Genomic DNA, 21,778 nt, shown 5'->3' on the forward strand with positions numbered 1-21,778 from the left:
AATTACAAATCAATAAGGCATTATGTTAACAATTCGTCACCCCTGGCATGGAGTAAGCTATGGAACTAATGCACCTGAATATGTGAATGCGATTATCGAAATTCCCGAGGGTTCCAGATCAAAGTATGAGATAGATAAAGAAACGGGACTGTTGAAGCTGGATAGGGTCATTTACTCATCGTTCCATTACCCGGTGAATTATGGATTTATTCCGCAAACGCTGGGACAAGATATGGACCCACTGGATATATTGGTACTATGCTCACAATCCATCCGATCCCTCTGTTTGGTACAGGCGAAGGTAATAGGTAATATGCAGATGATTGACAGTGGTGAACGTGATGATAAAATTATTGCAGTTGCACTGCACGATCCTTCCGTAAGACAATACGACAATATTGACGAGCTGCCACAGCACTTTTTGCTTGAAATGCGTAACTTCTTCGAGCAATATAAAGTGCTTGAAAATAAGAAAGTAGAGATTGATACCTTTCAGGACAAAGCAACTGCGCTTCCCATAGTTTCAGAAGCTATTGATTTGTATAAACAGCATTATGTAAAGCAATAAAAGTGTTTTTTATCATACTTGAACATTATTAGCCGGCATAGAAAGCCGGCTTCGCTATATAGGGAGCAATCTATCTGAATAAAAATGTTTGTTAGGTTTTTAAAAATTAGCGCTTTGAGATATTTCTTTTACTTGATAATCTTCTTGTTAGCCGGAAAAATACTCTCGGCTCAGCAGAACTTTGTTGATGTAGTGGCTAAGTATTACAGAGTAAATCCTTTTGCAGGTTCTTTTTCTGCATTTGTAAAAGCGCTGACTACCGATCCGGAACTTTTGAATAAGACAATACTACATAAAACCGATTCCACCGGTTATTACGCAAAAGGAGAGTATAAAGTATTTAATCCATTTAGCATGCAGGCGAATAAAGTGGATATGCTTTTTTATGAAAGGGAAATGGATTTTGGTGATAAAATGCTTTCCTACTATAGCTATCAACTCACTGTTTATTTCCCTAATACGGAAGCCTATCGAAAAGCAGTAAAGAAAGACTATACAAAATTGTCCAGATTATTACAAAGAGTCTTGCCCCTTGTAGATATAGAGAGTCTTAAAGGCTTTCGCAATATCAGTGATGGAGAAACTACTACTTTTTCGGATTCCTATTTTGCAGTAAAACCGGTTATTATTAGCTGGCAAACTCTTGATAAAAGTAATCAGCTTGCACTATCTGTAGTAACCAATCTTATACATATGTATAATCGGGCTTATCCTGTAAGCAAAGATTATCTCTTGGAGGCTATTAAATAAATCTCTTAATTACCTTAAGATTATGAGTTCGCTTACCTGAGTCTACATTGACGATGCCTTTTTTATCGATGGTATCAATACGCACTTTGCCAGCCGCATGTATGATTTTATTCGATCCCAGTAAGATTCCCACATGAACGATTTTGTCATCTTCATTAAAGAAAGCTAGATCTCCTGGTTGGGCCTGCTGTAGATTTTTTACAAGAGTGCCCTTAAGCGCCTGTTGTTTCGCATCTCGAGGAATGGGCATACCTACCAATTTATACATTGTTTGGCTAAACCCGCTACAATCCACTCCTAGAACGGTTTTACCACCCCACTGATAAGGAGCATTTAACCATTGCATAGCATTGCTAATGAGTTGTTCAATTTTATTGGAAATAGTATCAGGTCGAAGGGGCTTCCCATTGAAGCTATATTCTTTTCCGGCAATGGTCCCTTTTCTATTCTTTAAATTAGGAAGTGATGCCCCTAAAGGAATTTGCATAGTTTGCCCGTTAATGCGAATGGTGGTTAAGAACTGAGGTGCCAGTAAGTGACAGGAAGAGGTTATTTCACTTTTATCTGTCAACGTAATCATATGATGAGTGAGCCATCCCTGATAACCATCATACAAACTTTCTATTTTATACCATTCGTTTTTTTGGCGGATGATTTTTACCGACTCTCCAAATAACAACTGATTGCTCATCTCAGAACGATGGTTGGGAAGCTTTCTTACAGGGGCGGCGGGCACCGTCACAATTGCATAGTTCATGATGGATATTTTATGTAAAAATAGTAAGCCACAAATATAATGTATGGAATTTTGCAGTTAATGCATCTTAATGGTAGATTTAAATAACTTTATCAGTGTGACCACAGATCTGTATAAAGATATTAGCGATAAAGAACTGTTGGAGCGGTTTCGGCAGCATCACAACAGTGAGTGGCTCGGCATTTTGTTGCAACGGTACACTTTACTGCTATTTGGTGTGTGTATGAAATATTTGAAGAATGAAGAGGAGGCTAAAGATTGTGTCCAGCAGATATTTTTGAAGGTGATACAGGAAATACCCAAGTATGAGATTGATTATTTTAAGAGTTGGTTGTACATGGTAGCTCGAAATCAATGCTTGACTATTTTGCGCGACAGAAAAGGAAAAGTGCCCGTAGAACTACCTGTAATCAGCGACAGTACTAGAGAGGAGGAAGATGTGGATATAACAGATAAAGTGCTGGCAGATGGCCTACTTGATGAAGCTTTGAGTGAACTTAATAAGGAGCAACATGAGTGCATAACATTGTTTTATATGCAGAAAAAAAGCTACATGGATATCAGTGTTCAAACCGGTTACTCCTTACAGCAGGTTAAAAGTTATATTCAAAACGGTAAACGAAATCTACGCTTGTACATTCAGAAAAAACTCAAAACCACAAAGCTTGAAAATGGAGAATGAGTTGAATAAAATATTGCATGGGCCAAAAAAGAATGTCGATGCAGAACTTCTTCTGAAGTATCTGAATGATGAGCTGTCTAATGCCGAAAAGCATGAGCTGGAGATGCATTTACTTGATGAGGATTTTGATAATGAGGCGCTGGAAGGCTTACAGCAAGTAGCAAATAAAGAACGTATTCGTTTAATTGTAGATGGACTGAACCGTGATTTGAAGAATCGTACCAGTCGCAGAAAAAGAAGAAGAGAGCAACTGAGTTTGAAGCCTTTATGGTGGCTTTATTTCTCCATTCTTATTCTACTGATCATTATTGTAATGATTTATTTATACTTACATACTAAATTTTAATAGCAGCTATATTGGCTTAGTTATGCACATAATGTTAACAAGTTCTTTATTCTGCCCGTTTTTTCATCCAAATCCAATATTAATTTAATGTTAACTGGCTTTTTTCCCACAAAATATAGCCAACTTTGTATTGCAAATCCCAAACATCATGCAGTGGAAAGCAATCACTACCAATCTTGGCCAGACAGCGTATAGTTTGTGGAATAATGGCCGTAAGCTACTTACGCTAGCGTACAAAAGCCAGACAGATTGGGTGCACGTAGAAGCGGAAGATGGTGAGAGAAGATATTTTAAGTATCGTAAGAAAGGACTTTTGAAACACAAAGTAGTGCTGGAAAATGAGTACGGAACGGATTTAGGAGAACTGAAACGAGAAGGAGATAGGCAGTACATCATTATCGACGATAAGCGCTACTATCTCAACTTCCTCAATAATAAGGAAGTTGCCATCGTAGAAGAAAATACTGAGAAGCCCCTCGCCGTTTGTAGTCTAGATGTTGAAGCCTCTACACCCAAAGCGAAGGACGGTTTGTTAATGGTGCTTTGTTATTATTTATTGGGCCATCCACAAAAACACGAAGAGTTCACTCTGGCCTAAAGATTGTCAAACACCCAGTGGGAAAAACTTTCTAATGAGGGGTCTCTTGCGCCCATCAGTAGCAGTACATTTCCCTCTTCCAATCGCGGTTTTACCGCATCGGGGAGGTTTTTTCTGTCGGCTAAGAAGAAGGCCTGCTTACCTTCGGCTTTAATATCATTAATTAGATCTTCGGCAGAGATATCTTTTGTGGTAGTGCCCCCTGCATAGAAAATTTCACTCATCCATATTTCATCTTGTGGGCGCAAGGCCGCAGTAATTTCTCTTACAAAATCGGTTCTTAAAAAACGGGTAGGAGCGTACCCATGGGGTTGAAACCATGCTACTACCTTGTTAGCAGCCTGCTGACAACTTTTGATGGCAGCCGCACACTTTACCGGGTTGTGCGCAAAATCGTCTACAATCCACACCCCTCTTTTATTGCCTAATACCTGACAACGTCTGTAAATACCTTCATAATGTTGTAATGCCTCACTGGCTACTTGTAGAGATACGCCTACTAAAGAAGCGGCAGCTACGGCAGCTGTTGCGTTTTCCATATTGTGTCTTCCGGCAATATTGATTTCAAAAGGTTGTGAGTTGATCTTGAATGAAATTTTAAATCCCTTTTGCACAAAAGAAGAGGCAACAAATCCGGCACCGCTATTATCAGCGTTTACTTCGAAATCATTTGCCAGTTGGGTGGATAAGCGTGCTGCATTTTTGTTGGACTGATTAACAATGAAAGACTGGCTGTTATTTCGAAAAGTACCAAAAATCTGTATCAGTTCTTCAATTTCTTTATGGTCTTTATCAATATTCAATAACACACCGATGCTGGGTTGATATTGCACTATCGAGCCATCACTTTCGTCGGCTTCGATAACGAGCCATTCGCTTTTTCCCACAAACGCGTTACCTATTTTTCCTTTTTTGATAAGGCTCACCAGTCCTGCGCCACTGATAATAGATGGCGACAATCCGGCATAAGTTAAGATATCAAACAACATTGCGGTTGTGGTACTTTTGCCACTGGTGCCACCAATTGCAATCGTTTTTTTACTGGCGGCAATTAATGCCAGCAGTTCTGCACGTCTTATAATAGGAATGCCCAGTTCTTTAGCTTTCTGAATTTCTATAACTGTGTCTTCTACCGCAGTAGAAGCAACAACCAGGTCGGTTGTAGGAGTGATACCGCTACCATCCTGTTTATAACATTGTATACCTTCTGCTTCGAGTTTTTCTTTGATATCAGCAGCCTTACCTTCATTGAAAAAACGATCGCTACCGCTTACATTCATACCTATACCACGCAGATACTGTGCAATAGCGCTCATTCCGGCCCCAGCAACACCGATGAAGAAAGGGGACTTAATATTTTGTAGGTTGATATTCATGGTTTGTTAATTCAATGGCAAATGTGCAAGAATTTCATGTAACTTTCTTAAAAGTATTATATTTTAAGTTATCATACATTTCAGGAAATATCCATACATCAGATAGTGCAGATGGGTGGATATCCGTATGCGAATCGTCCATTACGGCAAATGAACGAAAATTAGAAGAATTGTTATAGGAGGAGGCAATAATATTGTGTTCGTTCCTCATTAAAATTTATATTTGCCAAATTCAACAAGAATTAGAAATGGATAATAACTTCAACCCCGACAAGCAGCATACTTTAAAACAGGCGGTAAGCATCAGTGGTACAGGGTTACATACAGGAATTCTGGCCGATGTTACATTAAAGCCCGCCAATGCCGGTTTCGGTATCCAGTTTCAACGCGTTGATCTGCCTAATAAGCCTATTATTAAAGCGGATTGTGATTTGGTAAGTGATACAAGTCGTGGCACAACCCTTGAGGCTAATGGCGCTAAGGTAAGCACTGTGGAGCACCTGTTGGCCGCATTGGTAGGAATGGGCGTAGATAACTGTCTGATTGAAATCAATGGTCCCGAAGTGCCTATTATGGACGGTAGCTCCATGCCATTTATTGAAATTATAGAGGAGGCAGGCGTAGAGGAGCAAAATGCAGCGAAAATCTGGTATTCAATAGATGAGAATCTATATCTGACCGATGAAGAGAAGCGTGTGGAGATGGTGATAATGCCCGCACGGGAATATCAGATTACAACACTGATAGACTTCAATTCTCCGGTTTTGGGTACGCAGCACGCCGAGCTGAAGACGATGAAAAACTTTAAAGAAAAGATTGCTTCGTGCCGTACTTTCTGCTTCCTACATGAGCTGGAAATGTTGTTGGAGCATAACCTGATTAAAGGCGGTGATGTGAACAATGCTATTGTGGTAGTAGACAAGCCTGTGGACGATGCCGAGCTGGAGCGTCTGAAAAAAATCTTTAAAAAAGATAATATAGAGGTAAAAAGTGAAGGGTATCTCAATAATCTGGAGTTGCGCTTCCCTAACGAGCCGGCAAGACATAAACTATTGGATGTGGTAGGTGATTTGGCATTAATCGGCTATCCCGTTAAAGGAAGAGTTATTGCCAATAGGCCAGGACATAGTACCAATGTGGCTTTTGCGAAGTTGATTAAAAAACATATTAAAGCCAATAAGCACATAAAAGATGTGCCTAGCTATGATCCTACAGTACCTCCTGTATACGATCTGCAGTATATAGAAAAAACATTACCCCACCGATTCCCGTTCTTGTTGGTGGATAAGATTATCGACCTTACAGATGATAAGATTGTGGGGATCAAAAACGTGACCTTCAATGAGTGGTTTTTCCAAGGACACTTTCCGCAGAATCCGGTAATGCCGGGAGTGCTGCAAATTGAAGCACTGGCGCAGTGTGGAGGTATTTTAGCTATCAACTTGGCAGGAGAAGGACAGTATGATACCTACTTCCTGAAAATTGATAACTGTAAGTTTAAACAAATGGTGCGCCCCGGTGATACGATGATTCTGAAGATGGAACTTACTGCTCCTATTCGAAGGGGAATTTGTGAAATGAGGGGAACAGTATACGTGGGGAACAAGGTTGCAACGGAGGCTGATTTGGTAGCTCAGATTGTGAAACGTTCCTAATGGCAATAACTATCTGGCAGAGGGATGTAGGTGAGGAATACTTGTTTTTATAAATAGTTGATTTTAAATATTTAAAGAGCCGGTTGCCACAGGTGGCTGGCTCTTTGCACTATATATCCACATTTCAATTGAAATCCGTACAAACGCTTAATTTTCCGTAAATTTGTCCATTGCGAACACAGCACGAAAACAGCATTAGTTCAATCATTTTTTATTTATGAGTGAAGAAATCAAGGAAGTGGAAATCGATGATAGAAACACCTATGGTGCGGATAGTATTCAGGTATTAGAAGGTCTTGAGGCGGTACGGAAACGTCCTGCGATGTACATCGGGGATATCGGAGTAAAAGGATTGCACCACTTGGTATATGAAGTTGTAGACAACTCAATTGACGAAGCATTAGCGGGATATTGTAAAAATATCGATGTTGTCATTCATGAGGATAACTCCATATCAGTCAAGGATGACGGGCGGGGCATTCCCACTGGTATCAACAAAAAAGAAAATAAGTCGGCCCTTGAGCTGGTAATGACGGTGCTGCATGCGGGTGGTAAATTTGATAAAGGAAGTTATAAAGTATCCGGAGGGCTGCACGGTGTGGGCGTGAGTTGTGTGAATGCGCTTAGTGCCAAAATGATTACCACCGTATATCGGGAGGGGAAAATTTTTGAACAAGAGTATCGCATTGGTGTACCTCAATATGATGTTCGGGAAATAGGTGTCTCTGGTAAAACAGGTACGCATCAGCATTTCTGGCCCGATCCATCTATATTTACTACTACAGAATATAAGTACGATATTCTTGAAGGACGTTTACGCGAACTGGCTTATTTGAACAGAGGCGTGCGCATTACCCTCACCGACTTGCGTGAAAAAAATGAAAACGGAGAGCCGCTTTCTAAAACCTTCTACAGCGAGGGGGGCATCGTGGAATTTGTTGCCATGCTGGACGAAAACGCCGGCCGCAAGCCTTTAATCCCTAATGTAATCAGTGTAGAAGGGCATGACGAAAATACTAACGTAGCTGTAGAGGTGGCCCTAACATATAACGATTCATTCACCGAGCACATTTACTCTTACGTAAATAATATTAATACCATAGAAGGAGGAACGCATGTTACGGGATTCCGTCAAGCGTTGACTCGTGTGTTCAAAAACTATGGCGATCAGAACGGGTTATTTGAAAAAGCTAAAGTAACTATAGAAGGTGATGATTTTCGTGAAGGTCTTAGCGCTATCATTGCCGTAAAAGTACCCGAACCTCAATTTGAAGGACAAACCAAAACCAAGCTCGGCAACAGTGAGGTAAGCGGGGTGGTACAAACTACTGTAGCAAGAGTGCTTGAGGCTTATTTGGAAGAACATCCCAAAGAAGCCCGCAATATCATCAATAAAGTTATTCTGGCTGCTCAAGCAAGAGCTGCCGCCCGAAAGGCACGTGATCTGGTGCAAAGAAAGTCGGTTTTAAGTGGTGGAGGTTTACCGGGTAAGCTCGCGGACTGTTCTGATAGAGATCCTGCCCGTTGTGAGTTGTACCTGGTAGAGGGTGACTCTGCAGGGGGAACTGCTAAGCAAGGCCGCGATCGTTCTTTCCAGGCGATTCTTCCGCTGCGAGGTAAAATCCTCAATGTGGAGAAAGCCATGGAGCACAAGATTTACGAAAACGAAGAAATACGGAATATTTATACAGCATTGGGAGTTACGGTAGGTACACCCGAAGACCCCAAGTCCCTGAATCTTTCCAAGCTTCGTTACCATAAGCTGATTATTATGACGGATGCAGATGTGGATGGAAGCCACATCGCTACGCTGATTCTTACTTTTGTGTATCGATACATGAAAGAGTTGGTAGAGCAAGGGTATGTGTACATTGCACAACCTCCGCTATATCTCGTCAAAAAAGGTAAAGAATCGGCCTATGCATACAATGAAGAAGAACGTAAAGCTTTGGTTGAGAAATTAGGCGGAGGAAGAGAGGATGCGGTAACCATACAGCGTTATAAAGGGTTGGGTGAAATGAATGCAGAACAACTTTGGGAAACCACCATGGATCCTAAGCGTCGTACTTTAAAACAGGTGACTATTGAAAGTGCTGCCGAGGCGGATCGTGTGTTCAGTATGTTGATGGGTGATGAGGTTGGGCCGCGCCGTGATTTTATTGAGGCGAATGCCAAGTATGCAAAACTGGATGTGTAGTAACCAACCTATACTGAAGTTGATTCACTAGCAGTAGTGTATTATAATTTGTTAGAGGAATAAATACTTTAGGGGAAGCGATGACCAATAATAGTATTTATTCCTTTTTTCATATGGCTCTCTCTATGAGAAGTGAGTATGTAAACGATGTGTGCTATTGTTTTTTGTATTGACTGCGGTATTTTGCCGGTGATATGCCCATTAGTTTTTTAAACATTCTTGAAAAATAGTAAGGATCCTCAAACCCAATCATTAAGCATATTTCTTTTATGTTTAAGTCTGTAAAGCTTAAGTATTGACAGGCTTTTTGAATTTTAAGTTGATTGAAGTACTGTATAGGAGAGTAACCGACCTTCTTTTTAAAAAGGTCGGAGAAGTGAGAGACTGAATATCTGAATTGTGAAGCAAGTTCGCGTATGCTATAATCCTTATCCAGGTTAGCTTTCATGTATTCAATTGATTTAGAGATTTGATCTTCATGATAGTAATTAGGATATAATTCTTCATGATAAATAAAAGAAGACAGAAATTGAATCATTTGAATACTGCTGGCTTCGAGATTACGCATACTAAGACCCTGATCTAAAATGGAGTAGAGCAGGGAAAAGACATTAATACGTTGCTCATCATAAGGTATACTTTGTACTACAGGCATATCATCTTTTGCATATCTTTTATATAGAGCATCGGCTTGCGTTCCTGCAAAGTGCACCCAATAGATACTCCAAGGGTTCTCTTCACTACTACTGTAATGATGTGCTTTTTGACGAGGAATGATAATAAAAGTATTTGGCATTAGTGTAAAAGTTTTGCCAAGTACATATATCGTACCGGAGCCTTCAATACAATATAATAGTATGTATTGCGGGCTGCCGTGTTTGCGTTCTCTATCGTGCCTTGCAGCTCTGGGATAGTACCCAACTGCTGTAGGATGTAAGGCTGCAGTAATGGGATTTTGTGTCATGTTTTTGATAACACCTGGCGGAAGCACGATCATCTTCTGCCCTAAAAAGCCTTCTTTTACTTTTTTATTTTCCTGATCGGTTTTTTTCATATAGTTATTGTAGTATCTATTAAAGTTTGTTAGTAAAATATTGATTGTTTAATAAGGGTCTTTATTACGTTTGATGAGTGTGGATGTCAGCATGACTATATACAAAGTTAATAACTTGATAATAGGCAAGCAATATTGTGTTGATCATATCTCCAATTAGTGTATTTACTATCAGCATAAAAAAGTCCATCAAATTCCTGAAAATGTCTATTGATTCATGGACGAAATTGGGTCAACTTTACATTCACAAGAGTTGAAAAACTGGTTGTAGTAACGATTACTTGAAATAGGTCTTGCCATTCAAACTTAAATCATATACAGGTTGATAAACTAATTGCACGCGAACGATTATTAGCGAAATATCCATCTGGTGTATTTTCTATTGATGAATGAGCAGGATTAAAATATAACTACTTTTTGTGTGGAGTAGAAGAGTGCAACTCAATCAGACTAAGAATTATTAAAACAGGTATTTATGATGCCCCGATTGCTATTATTGATATCCCTATTCGGAATTTGTATTGGATCTTTACCGTTTATCGGAAACGCAACTACAAATAACCATTCAATTTATTTTCAAACCGACACATTAAGGAGTGTATCGGGAATTGTTACTGATATAAAGACGGGTCTACCATTAAAAGGGGTGAATGTGACTGTGAAAAATACTTCAATTGGTGTGTCAACCGATGATAATGGTGCTTATGTATTAAACTATACTCAGTCGGACGCTATATTGATTTTTTCTTTAGTAGGTTATAAAAGCATAGAAGAATCGATAAATCAACGCACTACTGTAAACGTTGCATTAGAATCGGATGATAAATTATTAGAAGAAATTGTAGTGGTGGGTTATGGAGAGCAGAAGAAAGTGACGGTTACTGGTGCTATAAGTACTGTTATCGGAGAAGATCTGGTGCGTGCTCCGGTGGCAGGCATTAGTAATGCTTTAATAGGTATGGCTCCTGGATTACAAGCGGTACAAAGTTCCGGTGAGTTTGGTAAGGATAAAGCCACTATTTACATTCGAGGGATGGCAACCTTAAACTCCAGTGGTAGAAATCCATTGATATTAGTCGACGGAGTGCCTAGAGATACTTATAATAATCTTGATCCAAACGAGATAGAGTCCATAAGTATTTTAAAGGATGCATCTTCTACTGCCGTATATGGTGTTCGGGGAGCGAATGGTGTAATATTGATTACCACAAAGCAAGGTAAGTCTGGCAAACCTAGAGTAAGTGTTACCGGCAATGTGGCTGCAATACAGCCTACAGTTTTACCTAAATATCTTAATTCGTACGATTATGCAGTATTGCGTAATGAAGCTGAAATGAATGGCGGAATTGCGCCTGACAGAGTTACTTTTTCGCCGGAAGATTTAGAGCTTTATAAATCCGGTGCTGATCCCATTTTTCACCCGAGTAAAGATTGGATTGCAGAGTTAATCAGACCTTTCTCGTTTCAACAATCTTATAATGCTAATATCTCTGGTGGCACGGAGAGAGTCAAGTATTATAGCTCTATAGGGTATTTCAATCAGAGTGGAGGATACAGAGAGCCTGAACAAAGCTTGGGATTTCCCTATAAACACAATTACGATAAGTATAATGTGCGGATGAACTTTGATTTTAAGCCTAATGATGACTTGTCTATTGCAATTAAATTGGGCAACCAGGTTACTGAAAATAGTATTCCTAATGGAGGCGCTTGGGCGGCTTTTGATAAAGCTGCTAATAGGCCACCTATGACTAGTCCGGTATTTGTAGAAGGGAAGTATATTGAACGAGTAATTGGACTTCCTGGCAATGTTCCCAATTTTAACCCTTGGGGAGACGCCGGGCCAACTAGTGCTTCTGGTGCTTTTCTTAATGAGGAGTATTCAAGTACTTTAAATACTAATTTATCTATTGTATATAAACTGGATAAAATTACCAAAGGCTTGTCAGTGAGAGCCATGGGAGCATATGATACTTACTATCAAAAAAATAAAGCAAGAAGTAAGGCATTTCCCAAATGGACAGTAATGAAAGACCCATCATCCCCTACCGGCTATAAACTATACCAAAGTTCAGATGAAGGACCTTTCGGCGGTCTATCAGAAAGTATAGGGGATGCTAATAAATGGCGTAGAATTTATACGGAAGCGGCTTTGGAATATAAGCGTTTATTCAATAATGTTCATAATGTAGGGGCATTGGTGTTAGGTAACTTTTCTCGGGATATCACTCCCAGCTTGCAATACAAGTTGCCTCATGTGTATTTAGGTGTTGTTTCGCGTATCACATACGATTATCGCAATCGCTATATGGCCGAAATAAACATGGGGTACAACGGCTCTGAAAACTTTCCAGAGGGAAATCGTTTTGGGTTCTTCCCCTCCGTTTCGGCAGGATGGGTAGTTTCTCAGGAATCTTTCTTTCCTGAAAATGCTTGGGTTTCCTTCATGAAATTAAGAGGGTCTTATGGTGTAGTTGGTAATGATGAAATAGGTGGACAACGTTATCTATATCTTAATCCTCCCTTTACCTTAGGGAATGGAGGAAATCAGGCTGTTGTATTTGGAAATCCGGGTGTAGACTTTGCACGTTATAATATGTATCGCGAAGGAAATATTGGTAATCCTAATGTGACATGGGAGCGATCTAAAAAAATGGATGTAGGTGTTGAATTAAGGTTCTTCAATGATAGACTTTCTCTTACTGCCGATTATTTTAAAGAGAAAAGAGATAATATCCTTTGGTATTTATCTACTGTACCTGAGCTAGTAGCAGCTACTTTGCCACCTGCCAATATTGGTAAAGTTAACAATCATGGATATGAAATAGAAATGGGATATAACGGCAGTACACGCATGGTACAGTACTGGCTGAAGGGGAGCTATGCATTTGCACGTAATAAAATTATATTTCAAGACGAGCCTGAAAGAAGGTATGAGTATTTAAGACAGACAGGACGCCCGTTAGGACAGTATTTTGGATTGATCTTCGAGGGATTCTATAACTCCTGGGATGAGATTAACGATCCTAATCGTCCTATTTCAAAATGGGAAGGTGCAGGAGGTTTACAACCCGGAGATATGAAATATAAAGATTTGAATGGAGATGGTATAATTGATGAGGACGATATGGGCGCAGTGAGGCATAGTCAGTGGCCTGAAATTACTTATACGTTGACTGGAGGTTTTTCGTGGAAAGGCTTTGATATGACAGTCCTATTTCAGGGTACAGAAAATGTTTCTGTGAGCTTTGCATCGGCGGCAGCCTATCCATTCGTTTCATCCTGGGGAGCTGCTCAAGAGTGGCATTTGGAGCGCTGGAATCCTGAGCGCTATGCTGCCGGTGAAAAAATTTCTTTCCCCCGTGTAGAGGTATCGCCAGATCGTGGGCATAATTATCAGCCATCCACTTTTTGGATACAAGATGCTTCTTATTTCCGTTTGAAAAACCTAGAGATGGGATATAGATTTTCTTCCGAATCGTTAAGGAAAAAAGGATTTAAGTCATTCCGTGTGTATCTCAGCGGTAATAATCTTATTACCTGGCATCATTTAAAATATGCGAAAGATCCTGATGCAAGAGAACTATGGGGTAGAGTCTATCCACCCATGCGTGTATTTAACGGAGGTGTACAATTGGAGTTTTAAAATAAAAATATTCTCATATGAAGTTCCCAATAAATAAAAGTATTCATCAGTTTTTCGGACGCTTATTGCTAGTGTGTATAATAGCTATTTCGTTTTTTTCTTGCAATAAGTATCTAGAGAAACCTCAGAGTAGTGATATCGACCTTGATGCAGTGTTTTCATCTAAAGAACGGGTCGAACAATTTTTGTGGACGGTTTATCAAACCTGTTCTATTTTCGAATTCCCCTATTATTGGGCATCGGGAGAAAATGGTTTCTACCATTACGGTGCTACTTATACTCTTGTAGCTGCAGCTTGTGATGAAGCCGATGCTTTTTCTAATATTACAGGTGCAGAAGCTTTTAATAAAGGAACCTGGAGCTCTACAGATATTTACTGGTATGAATTCAGAAGTGAATTCTGTTATAAAGGAATTCGAAATGCTAACATATTTATTGAGAATATCGACAAAGCACCTATTTCTGATGAAGAGAAAGCGGCGATGAAAGCCGAAGCAATTTTCTTCCGGGCTTTAATGCACTTCGATTTGATGCAACGATTAGGCGGAGTAGCTATTGTCGATAGAGTGCTTAAGGTTACTAGTTCTGCAGATATTCCAGAAGTTTTAATTCCTCGTAGCACTTTTGAAGAAACTGTAAACTTTATTGTAAGCAGTTGTGATGAAGCAGCAAAATTTCTACCTAATCAATATGAAAGTCGATTCCGTGGAAGGGTAACTAAAGGAGCGGCACTTGCTTTGAAGGCGCGTGTGTTGTTGTATGCTGCAAGTCCATTGTTTAATTCTGAAACACCCTACGTGCCCGTAAGTGACCCCCAGCTTCGTGCGATGGTAGGGTATACAAACTATGACCCCAATAGGTGGAAGTTGGCTGCAGATGCAAATAAAGCCGTATTGGATTGGGCTGCAAATGAGAGTGGTTGGTGCGAGTTATACAGAGGTAAGTCTAATGCTGTGGATAGATATGAAGAAATATTTATTAATCCTAGTGTGAACGAGATTATACTTGATGCAGGGTTTATGGGTACTAGCACTAATAACTATTTTGTGCGCTTCTTAACTCCAGGTACGGTGGTATACACCGGTTCTGATCCAGTGAATGTGGGCATTACATTAAACTTTACCAAGTTTTATCAAAAAGCCGATGGAACTGACCAGGTGTGGGATGAACAGCCTGGTGTAGATTATCCATACTCAGAGTACAGACGTAAGTTGCGTGAACTTGAGCCTCGATTTCAGGCTTCAGTATTTTATTCCGGTGAAGAATGGGACCGTGGCTCCGGCACTGTATATCATTTTTATGAGCAAAGAGGTAAGTTGCTTGACTCTTATAACGGTGTAGGCTTTTTGCGAAAATTTCTGAAGGGCGTAAGAAATGGTTCCAATCCTCCTCCCAAATGGATTACATTCCGTTTAGCAGAGTTTTATTTGAATTATGCAGAAGCTTTAAATGAAATAGGCGGAGACCCGGGTCAGATCATCTGGGCTTTGAATGAAATTCGGAATCGAGTAGATATGCCCGGCTATACTTATACTAATAAGGAAGATATGCGTGAAAAAATTCGAAGGGAAAGAGCAGTAGAACTGGCCTTTGAAGAGCATCGATATTTTGATGTGCGTCGTTGGAAAATTGCAGGAAATGAGGGCGTGATGCGAGGTGGTATGTACGGATTACGTTTAAAAGATGGTAACCCTGCAACCTATCATTTAGAAAGATTTGAAGACAGGGTTTGGGAAGATAAAATGTACTTGTATCCTTTCCGAATTAGTGAAATTAATCTCGGATATATTGTTCAAAATCCTCAATGGTAAATAAGCAGAGCAGTAGTTAAAGCATAATGATTATAACTGACCTCCTTAAAGGGGTAAAAAAGATACTGATGAAACAAAACGTAACATTAAGATTATTATCGCTATTGTTGTTTCAAAGTGTGTTTACAATGGAGATAAACGCACAGGCAGGGCAGTACGATACCCATCCCGATTCAACAGTAAGGGTTGCTTATGGAGCACAGCATAAAGATCAAGTAACTGCGGCAATATCCAGTATTAGCGGATCTGAGATAAGAAAAATACAAACGGCTACTTTAACTAACGCCCTTACTGGAAAACTACCGGGTGTAACGATAACAGATGTTCCAGGCGCCCCAGGGTTTGATGAACCTTCAATTATGATTAGAGGATACCATACTATGGTGAATAATGCTCCTTTGCTAATTGTGGATGGTATTCAAGTTAATAATATTAGTTTCCTGTCGCCTGATGAAATTGAAAGTGTTTCTGTACTGAAAGATGCGGCAGCTTTAGCTTTGTATGGCGTGAGAGGAGGTAATGGCGTTTTGCTAGTTACCACTCGTAGAGGGCAGATTAGTAAGAAGAACAACATTCAATTGAATCTAAGATATGGTAGGCAATCTCCTACTATCCTCCCTAAAATGGCTGGGTCTTATGATTTTGCGCGCTTATATAATGAAGCGCTAGCAAATGATGGTTTGCCGCCTTTATACACTAATGAACAACTTGAAGGATATAAGCAGAAAAAGGATCCTTATCTATATCCTGATGTGAACTGGATGGATGAAGTATTGCGGAATAACTCCCCAATACAAGATTATTCGGTAACATTTGATGGAGGGAACGAAACTGCCAAATATTTTGTGATGTTGGGCTTTGTAAATAACCAGGGATTATATGCGCATACGGATCAAGAAAGTAATTCTAATATTAATTACAATCAACTGAACTTTAGAGCTAATCTGGATATAAATCTTACTAAAAGCCTGTTGGTGCAGGCCGGGCTAGGTGGAAATATTCAAGACAGAAAGTTTCCTCCTGTGGCTACAGCCACTTATTGGCAAAACATGCTTACTTATGCTCCTAATTTGTACTCAGTAAGAACTCCTGATGGCGAAATAACAGGCACTGCAGCATATCCTGGAAATCCAATCGGTGATTTATTAGAAAAAGGATATCAGTCGCGTCATGATCGTAATGTACAAATGAATATTAGAGCTACACAGAAATTAGACTTTATTACAAAAGGACTAAAAATATACGGAGCACTTTTGTTTGACAATTTATTGCAGAATCGATATGATAAAACACGTAACTACGCTTACTTTGAGCCCATTGTTACCCGTGGCATAAATGGTCAAGACTCCCTTTATTATATACAAAGAGGCTTGAGTACAGATTTGACGGTAGTAACCGGTGGTGATTATGAAAATAATCGTCTTATTATGCAAGGAGGCTTTGAGTATGGCAAGAAGTCTGGAGATCATTCCTTTAATGCAATGATGTTTTTTCAACAGGATAGATATATCGTGTTAGGCAATCAGTCTCCTTTTGCGATGCAAAACTTAGCCACTCGTATTAACTATGGATTAAAGGACAAATATTTTGTAGAAGGTGTACTTTCTTACAGCGGTATTGAAAACTATGCTCCTGGCAAGCGCTTTGGGTTTTTCCCAGCTATCTCTGCAGGATGGCTTCTGCACAAAGAAAAATTCCTTCAGGATAATAAATGGGTGAATTACCTAAAATTAAGAGCTTCAGCAGGTATTGCCGGCAACGATAAAGGAGCCTCTCGGTTTAATTATAATCAGTATTGGGGTGTAGCGAGCAGTCAGGGGGCCTATTTTGGAACCGGTCAAACTTGGTATAATGGGTTGGTGCAGTTAGCTAGATCCAATCCGGATATCACCTGGGAGCGTGCCAAAATTTTCAATTTTGGAATTGATGCAAACTTCTTTGATAGATTATCATTCAATGCTGATGTATTTGCTGAAAATAGAACGCATATACTTGTAGATATGTCCAATGTAATTTCTGCAATAGCCGGATATACATCAGGACAGATGGTGAACAAAGGAAAGGTAGCTAATTATGGTACTGAGATAGTCGCAAACTATAATGGGGGTGGTGGAGATTTTAGGTACAACATAGGAGGACTATTTAGTTATACTTATAATAAAATTAAAGAAAGCTGGGAAGCTCCTAAGAAAGAAGCCTATAGTTATCGTCAAGGACATCCTGTAGGGCAGTATTTCGGTTTGGAAGCTATAGGGTTCTTTAGAGATGAAAGTGATATTATATCTAGTCCAGTACATACATTTTCTGTGGTACGTCCGGGCGATTTGAAGTATAAAGATCAGAATAACGATGGTATAATTGATATCAATGATCAGATTCCCATCGGAAAACAAAATTATCCCCGCATTAACTATGGTATCAATGCCGGTGTATTTTATAAAGGAGTAAATCTTGATGTGTTTTTTGAAGGTGTTGGACTTAAAAGTGTTTATTTAAATGGATATTTATTTAGACCCCTTCTTAATAATAACAATATTCTTGACTGGGCCATGGAAGGTAGGTGGACTCCGGAAACTCATGCTACTGCTACTTTCCCTCGTTTGACAACTCAGGCTAATGCGAACAATTATCAGCCATCAACTTTTTGGGTTCGTGATGCTAACTATCTAAGATTAAGAAATATTGAGCTTGGTTACACGTTCCCAACCAAGATGGTTAAAAAAGCAGGTATGGATAATCTGAAAATATACGTTAGTGGTTATAATCTAATTACCTGGGATGATCTTGCCATCAATGTAGATCCGATTACATTAAGCATGGGGTATCCAACGCTTAAGTCGTATGCTGTAGGCCTTAGCGTAAAATTTTAATTGCATAGACGTAAAAGTTTTGAATTAATTAATAAAAAGTAGACCGATGAAATATATAAAAATAATCTGCGGCCTTTTAATGATAGCAACGCTTGCAGGTTGTAGTAAATTTTTGGATCGGGAGATTGAATCGAATTACAAGGAAGAGGATGTCTTTGTGAATTATGACCGAATACAACAGGCTGGCTTCGGGGTATATGCTTTTTTGTATAACCGATTTGGTTTTAGTCGTATTCAAAATGCTATGTTAGCTTCAGCTTCTGATGAAGCAGATCATGCAGAACCTACTGCAGATATTCACAAATTTAATACAGGTACATGGAATGCTGTGTCTAATCCTGAGGATTGCTGGGCGCACTTTTATCAGGGGATTCGTAGGGCCAATTTATTTTTAGAGAAGTCAGTAGATTATAAACAAATTATTTATCGCGATACTACAGATCCTGCTAATAAAGCTACTTACGAAGCCAATGTACAGGATATCGCTTGGTTACGTGCTGAGGTGAGAGTGCTAAGAGCGCTATATTATTTTGAGTTAATAAAAAGATATGGTGGTGTACCTATTGTAGATCGTACCAGTTATACAGATGAAGAGTTGACGCAAAAGCCTAGAAGCACTTTTGATTCTTGCGTGAATTACATTGTTAGAGAATGCGATGAAGCTTTTCCTGAACTAAAAGACACTTGGGTAGGTTTTTCTTCAGAGAAGTGGCGTGGTAGAATTACAAAGGGCGTGGCGCTGGCACTTAAAGCACGAACATTACTATATGCAGCGAGTCCCTTGCACAATCCTAGTAATGATTTATCAAAGTGGGCTGCAGCTGCTGAAGCAGCACATAAAGTAATTGAACTGGGAAGATATGCGTTGCATAATAACTATCAGGGATTATTCCGTTTGGGTAATGGAGCTGATGGAAATCCAGAGGTGATTTTTGCAATACAGGCCGGAGCCTCTAACACGTTTGAGCGTTTAAACTACCCGGTTGGATATACGCAGGGGGGACAGGGAAGTACTTCTCCTTCACAAAACCTTGTAGATGCCTATGAAATGAAGACTACCGGGATGATGATTAACGAACCTGGATCAGGATATGATCCCGCCAATCCTTATGCTAATAGAGATCCCAGACTGGGATATTCGATCCTAACCAATAATGTTACGTTCAAAGGGAGACCTGTAGAGCCTTGGGTAGGGGGGCTTGATGGCTTAGGAAAGCTAAGAGCTACTACTACAGGTTATTATCTCAGAAAGTTTGTTGATGAAAGTTTGAACCTAGAGCAGAATACTAGCAGTGTTCATGTATGGATTTTATTTAGATACGCGGAAGTGTTACTGAATTATGCGGAAGCTATGAATGAGGCCTATGGACCTGAAGTGACACAAGGGTATTCTATGACAGCCAAGATGGCCGTGGATTTGGTGCGGCAGCGTCCGGGTGTGGCCATGCCTGTATTACCACCGGGGCTTTCACAAGAAGAGATGCGGGAGCGTATTCGTAACGAACGGAGAGTAGAGTTGGCATTCGAAGAGCATAGATTTTTTGATGTGCGTCGTTGGAAAATTGCTAGCATAACGGAAAATATGCCTATCATGGCCATGCGTATTGAAAAAAAATCCGACGGCACTTTCGATTATAAGGTAGTAAAAGCGGAGGATCGCATATTCTACAATAAGATGTATTTATATCCTATACCTGAAGTGGAAGTATTAAAAAGTAAAGGAGCCTTGCAACAAAATCCTGAATGGTAGTTGTGCTCTCATTACCGATCGACCACAATTAATGTGAGATAAGGTTAGTGGATAAATTATATAATTATTATAAGTAGTAAATAATTGAAATATGAAAATATTGCCTTGGCTTTTTGGCTGCATCCTGTTACTTTTTGGTGCTGTATCCTGCGATAAGGTAGTAACATTTGGCGATAGTGAACAACTACCTTTGCCACAATTGAGCAGTTCTGAAGCACAACTTCTATGGATCGGTCCAGATTATAAGCTTGCTGTGAATATGAGTGTTTCCGATAATGAAGGGATTCATTCTATTCGCATAAAGAATGGAGAGTGGAGACTAGATACAACAATTGAATTAAACGGCCCAGCTTTGTATACTATTAAAGATACTTTTAACGTGTCTAAGGATGTAAACCGAACAGAGCATGTGCTGGAGCTCATTATTACTAATGCTAAGGGAGGAGTAGTTAAGAAGAATATTGCCGTTGAAGACTTATCGTCAGAGAATTTAATTCCAGGTTACAATCCGGATATACTTCCTCCAGATATTGTGTTGCTTAAACCTACTACTACAAAATTTCTTGGATTTTCTCCCCAGCCTATATCTATAAATATTGAAGCAGATATTACAGATCAGGAATTAGAACGGATTGAAGTGAAGGTATGGGGAGAAGCAGTAGATGGAGAGGCCATAGAACATTCGGAAATTATTGAGTTTGCCGATATTGCTGATAAGAGTCAGTATCATTACTTAAAAGATTTTTCACTCCCTGGTGGTAAAGTAGGACAGTATCAGTATATTGTACGTTCCATAGACGCTAGCGGTAATAAGAAAACAGTGGGAGGCACTATTTCTGTAGGGTTAGTGGATCGACTCTATCTTTCTGATGCCAAGAGTCAAAATGAAGTGACAGCTCAAGGTTATGATCATTATGGTGGTTGTAGAGGCATCGGTACAATTTATTCAATGAAAAAACAAGGCGCTAATACTTTTTTGATCGACTACTATTATACAGGTGAGAAGAATATTCGATTCATTGCATTTATTGGGAATGATAAACCATTTAATAATACCGGAGGCAGTCAGGCTGGAATCAATTATTCTTTAACTGGAGAGAATGTCGCCGCATTGCATAAAAGTCAGCCAGGAACAATTACCACAAATCTTGATGATGCTAGTTTTGGCTTGCCTTCGGACGATCCGGGTTATTATCACATAACGGTGGATATGTCTCAGCGTACTATTACTGCTACTCGATATAACCCCACCTTGCCTGTAGATCCTATAAAATATCCTGGTTGGTCAGATAGCGCTCCGTGGGAATATATGTCTGTGACAGGTTCTACAGTCGATGGTGGCGCAGGTGGTTGGACAGAAGTAGCCACTTCTCCTAAATTGATGCGGGATAGTCAGAATAAATATTTATTTAAGGGCACTTTTAAAACAATAGGTAGTTCTTCCAATATGAGTTTAAATGCACCATTGGCTGTTACGGGTGATGATGTATGGAATAAAGGATGGTTTCGTTTAATTGCTGCCCGTGCTGCGATGGTCGACGATTATGGAGATCCTGTTACAATTATTGGTCCCGTAGGGGCAAGTTCAGGTGGAGCAAACTGGGGCTTTTCTACGTCTCCTGCTGGAACATATGAAGCTTCCTATGATTTAATTCTTAATCGGCTGAGATTGGTTCGAATTGGGCCCTAATGCCTTTGTTAATCATTAAACGAAAGTA

General features: G+C 39.7%; 16 protein-coding genes. 12 read left to right on the forward strand and 4 right to left on the reverse strand.

What is annotated here, in order from left to right; genetic code table 11:
• Window positions 1-22: 22 nt before the first annotated feature.
• Window positions 23-568 (forward strand): inorganic diphosphatase, encoded by a 546-nt coding sequence (locus V2H41_RS04245; RefSeq protein ID WP_330973886.1) that lies wholly within the window; start codon window positions 23-25, stop codon window positions 566-568.
• A 114-nt stretch (window positions 569-682) separates the two neighbouring features.
• Entirely contained in the window at window positions 683-1,318 is a 636-nt protein-coding gene (locus V2H41_RS04250; protein WP_330973887.1) for a hypothetical protein, read from the forward strand.
• Here V2H41_RS04250 and V2H41_RS04255 read toward each other — a convergent pair.
• Window positions 1,311-2,075 carry a C40 family peptidase gene (locus V2H41_RS04255; protein ID WP_330973888.1) on the reverse strand — a complete coding sequence of 255 codons (765 nt, stop codon included), beginning with the start codon at window positions 2,073-2,075 and terminating at the stop codon, window positions 1,311-1,313. The two genes, V2H41_RS04250 and V2H41_RS04255, sit on opposite strands and share 8 nt — an antisense overlap.
• Window positions 2,076-2,145: 70 nt before the next feature.
• Between V2H41_RS04255 and V2H41_RS04260 the strand changes: the two genes are divergently transcribed.
• The 3 genes from V2H41_RS04260 (at window position 2,146) to V2H41_RS04270 (ending at window position 3,701) form a co-directional block, all read left to right on the forward strand.
• Window positions 2,146-2,757, forward strand: coding sequence for an RNA polymerase sigma factor (locus tag V2H41_RS04260; protein WP_330973889.1), 612 nt, complete (start codon window positions 2,146-2,148; stop codon window positions 2,755-2,757).
• Window positions 2,747-3,103 (forward strand): hypothetical protein, encoded by a 357-nt coding sequence (locus tag V2H41_RS04265; RefSeq protein ID WP_330973890.1) that lies wholly within the window; start codon window positions 2,747-2,749, stop codon window positions 3,101-3,103. Before V2H41_RS04260 ends, V2H41_RS04265 begins: the two co-directional genes overlap by 11 nt.
• A gap of 148 nt (window positions 3,104-3,251) precedes the next feature.
• Window positions 3,252-3,701, forward strand: a complete 450-nt coding sequence (locus V2H41_RS04270; RefSeq protein ID WP_330973891.1) for a hypothetical protein — start codon at window positions 3,252-3,254, stop codon at window positions 3,699-3,701.
• On the opposite strand, the gene V2H41_RS04275 is transcribed toward V2H41_RS04270, so the two are convergent.
• Window positions 3,698-5,077: a UDP-N-acetylmuramate--L-alanine ligase gene (locus tag V2H41_RS04275; protein WP_330973892.1), complete on the reverse strand. Its 1,380-nt coding sequence runs from the start codon at window positions 5,075-5,077 to the stop codon at window positions 3,698-3,700. The two genes, V2H41_RS04270 and V2H41_RS04275, sit on opposite strands and share 4 nt — an antisense overlap.
• Before the next feature lie 34 nt (window positions 5,078-5,111).
• The gene (locus V2H41_RS04280) at window positions 5,112-5,288 is read right to left on the reverse strand and encodes a hypothetical protein (protein WP_330973893.1); all 177 of its coding nucleotides are present in this window, start codon (window positions 5,286-5,288) and stop codon (window positions 5,112-5,114) included.
• A 37-nt stretch (window positions 5,289-5,325) separates the two neighbouring features.
• On the opposite strand from V2H41_RS04280, the gene V2H41_RS04285 reads away from it, so the two are divergent.
• The gene (locus V2H41_RS04285) at window positions 5,326-6,732 is read left to right on the forward strand and encodes a bifunctional UDP-3-O-[3-hydroxymyristoyl] N-acetylglucosamine deacetylase/3-hydroxyacyl-ACP dehydratase (RefSeq protein ID WP_330973894.1); all 1,407 of its coding nucleotides are present in this window, start codon (window positions 5,326-5,328) and stop codon (window positions 6,730-6,732) included.
• Between the two features lie 217 nt (window positions 6,733-6,949).
• Window positions 6,950-8,929, forward strand: coding sequence for a DNA topoisomerase (ATP-hydrolyzing) subunit B (gene gyrB, locus V2H41_RS04290; protein ID WP_330973895.1), 1,980 nt, complete (start codon window positions 6,950-6,952; stop codon window positions 8,927-8,929).
• A gap of 154 nt (window positions 8,930-9,083) precedes the next feature.
• Here gyrB and V2H41_RS04295 read toward each other — a convergent pair whose 3' ends face one another.
• Window positions 9,084-9,983: a helix-turn-helix domain-containing protein gene (locus tag V2H41_RS04295; RefSeq protein ID WP_330973896.1), complete on the reverse strand. Its 900-nt coding sequence runs from the start codon at window positions 9,981-9,983 to the stop codon at window positions 9,084-9,086.
• Window positions 9,984-10,458: 475 nt separating this feature from the next.
• Between V2H41_RS04295 and V2H41_RS04300 the strand changes: the two genes are divergently transcribed.
• The 5 genes from V2H41_RS04300 (at window position 10,459) to V2H41_RS04320 (ending at window position 21,750) form a co-directional block, all read left to right on the forward strand.
• Window positions 10,459-13,629, forward strand: a complete 3,171-nt coding sequence (locus V2H41_RS04300; protein WP_330973897.1) for a SusC/RagA family TonB-linked outer membrane protein — start codon at window positions 10,459-10,461, stop codon at window positions 13,627-13,629.
• A 17-nt stretch (window positions 13,630-13,646) separates the two neighbouring features.
• Window positions 13,647-15,440, forward strand: coding sequence for a RagB/SusD family nutrient uptake outer membrane protein (locus V2H41_RS04305; protein ID WP_330973898.1), 1,794 nt, complete (start codon window positions 13,647-13,649; stop codon window positions 15,438-15,440).
• 68 nt (window positions 15,441-15,508) lie between these two features.
• Window positions 15,509-18,310, forward strand: a complete 2,802-nt coding sequence (locus tag V2H41_RS04310; RefSeq protein WP_330973899.1) for a SusC/RagA family TonB-linked outer membrane protein — start codon at window positions 15,509-15,511, stop codon at window positions 18,308-18,310.
• A gap of 46 nt (window positions 18,311-18,356) precedes the next feature.
• Window positions 18,357-20,060, forward strand: coding sequence for a RagB/SusD family nutrient uptake outer membrane protein (locus tag V2H41_RS04315; RefSeq protein WP_330973900.1), 1,704 nt, complete (start codon window positions 18,357-18,359; stop codon window positions 20,058-20,060).
• 91 nt (window positions 20,061-20,151) lie between these two features.
• Complete coding sequence (locus V2H41_RS04320) at window positions 20,152-21,750, forward strand: hypothetical protein (RefSeq protein WP_330973901.1); 1,599 nt, start codon at window positions 20,152-20,154, stop codon at window positions 21,748-21,750.
• Window positions 21,751-21,778: the final 28 nt, after the last annotated feature.

Origin of the sequence: Niabella digestorum (assembly GCF_036409055.1) — a bacterium.
GTDB lineage: Bacteria > Bacteroidota > Bacteroidia > Chitinophagales > Chitinophagaceae > Niabella > Niabella composti.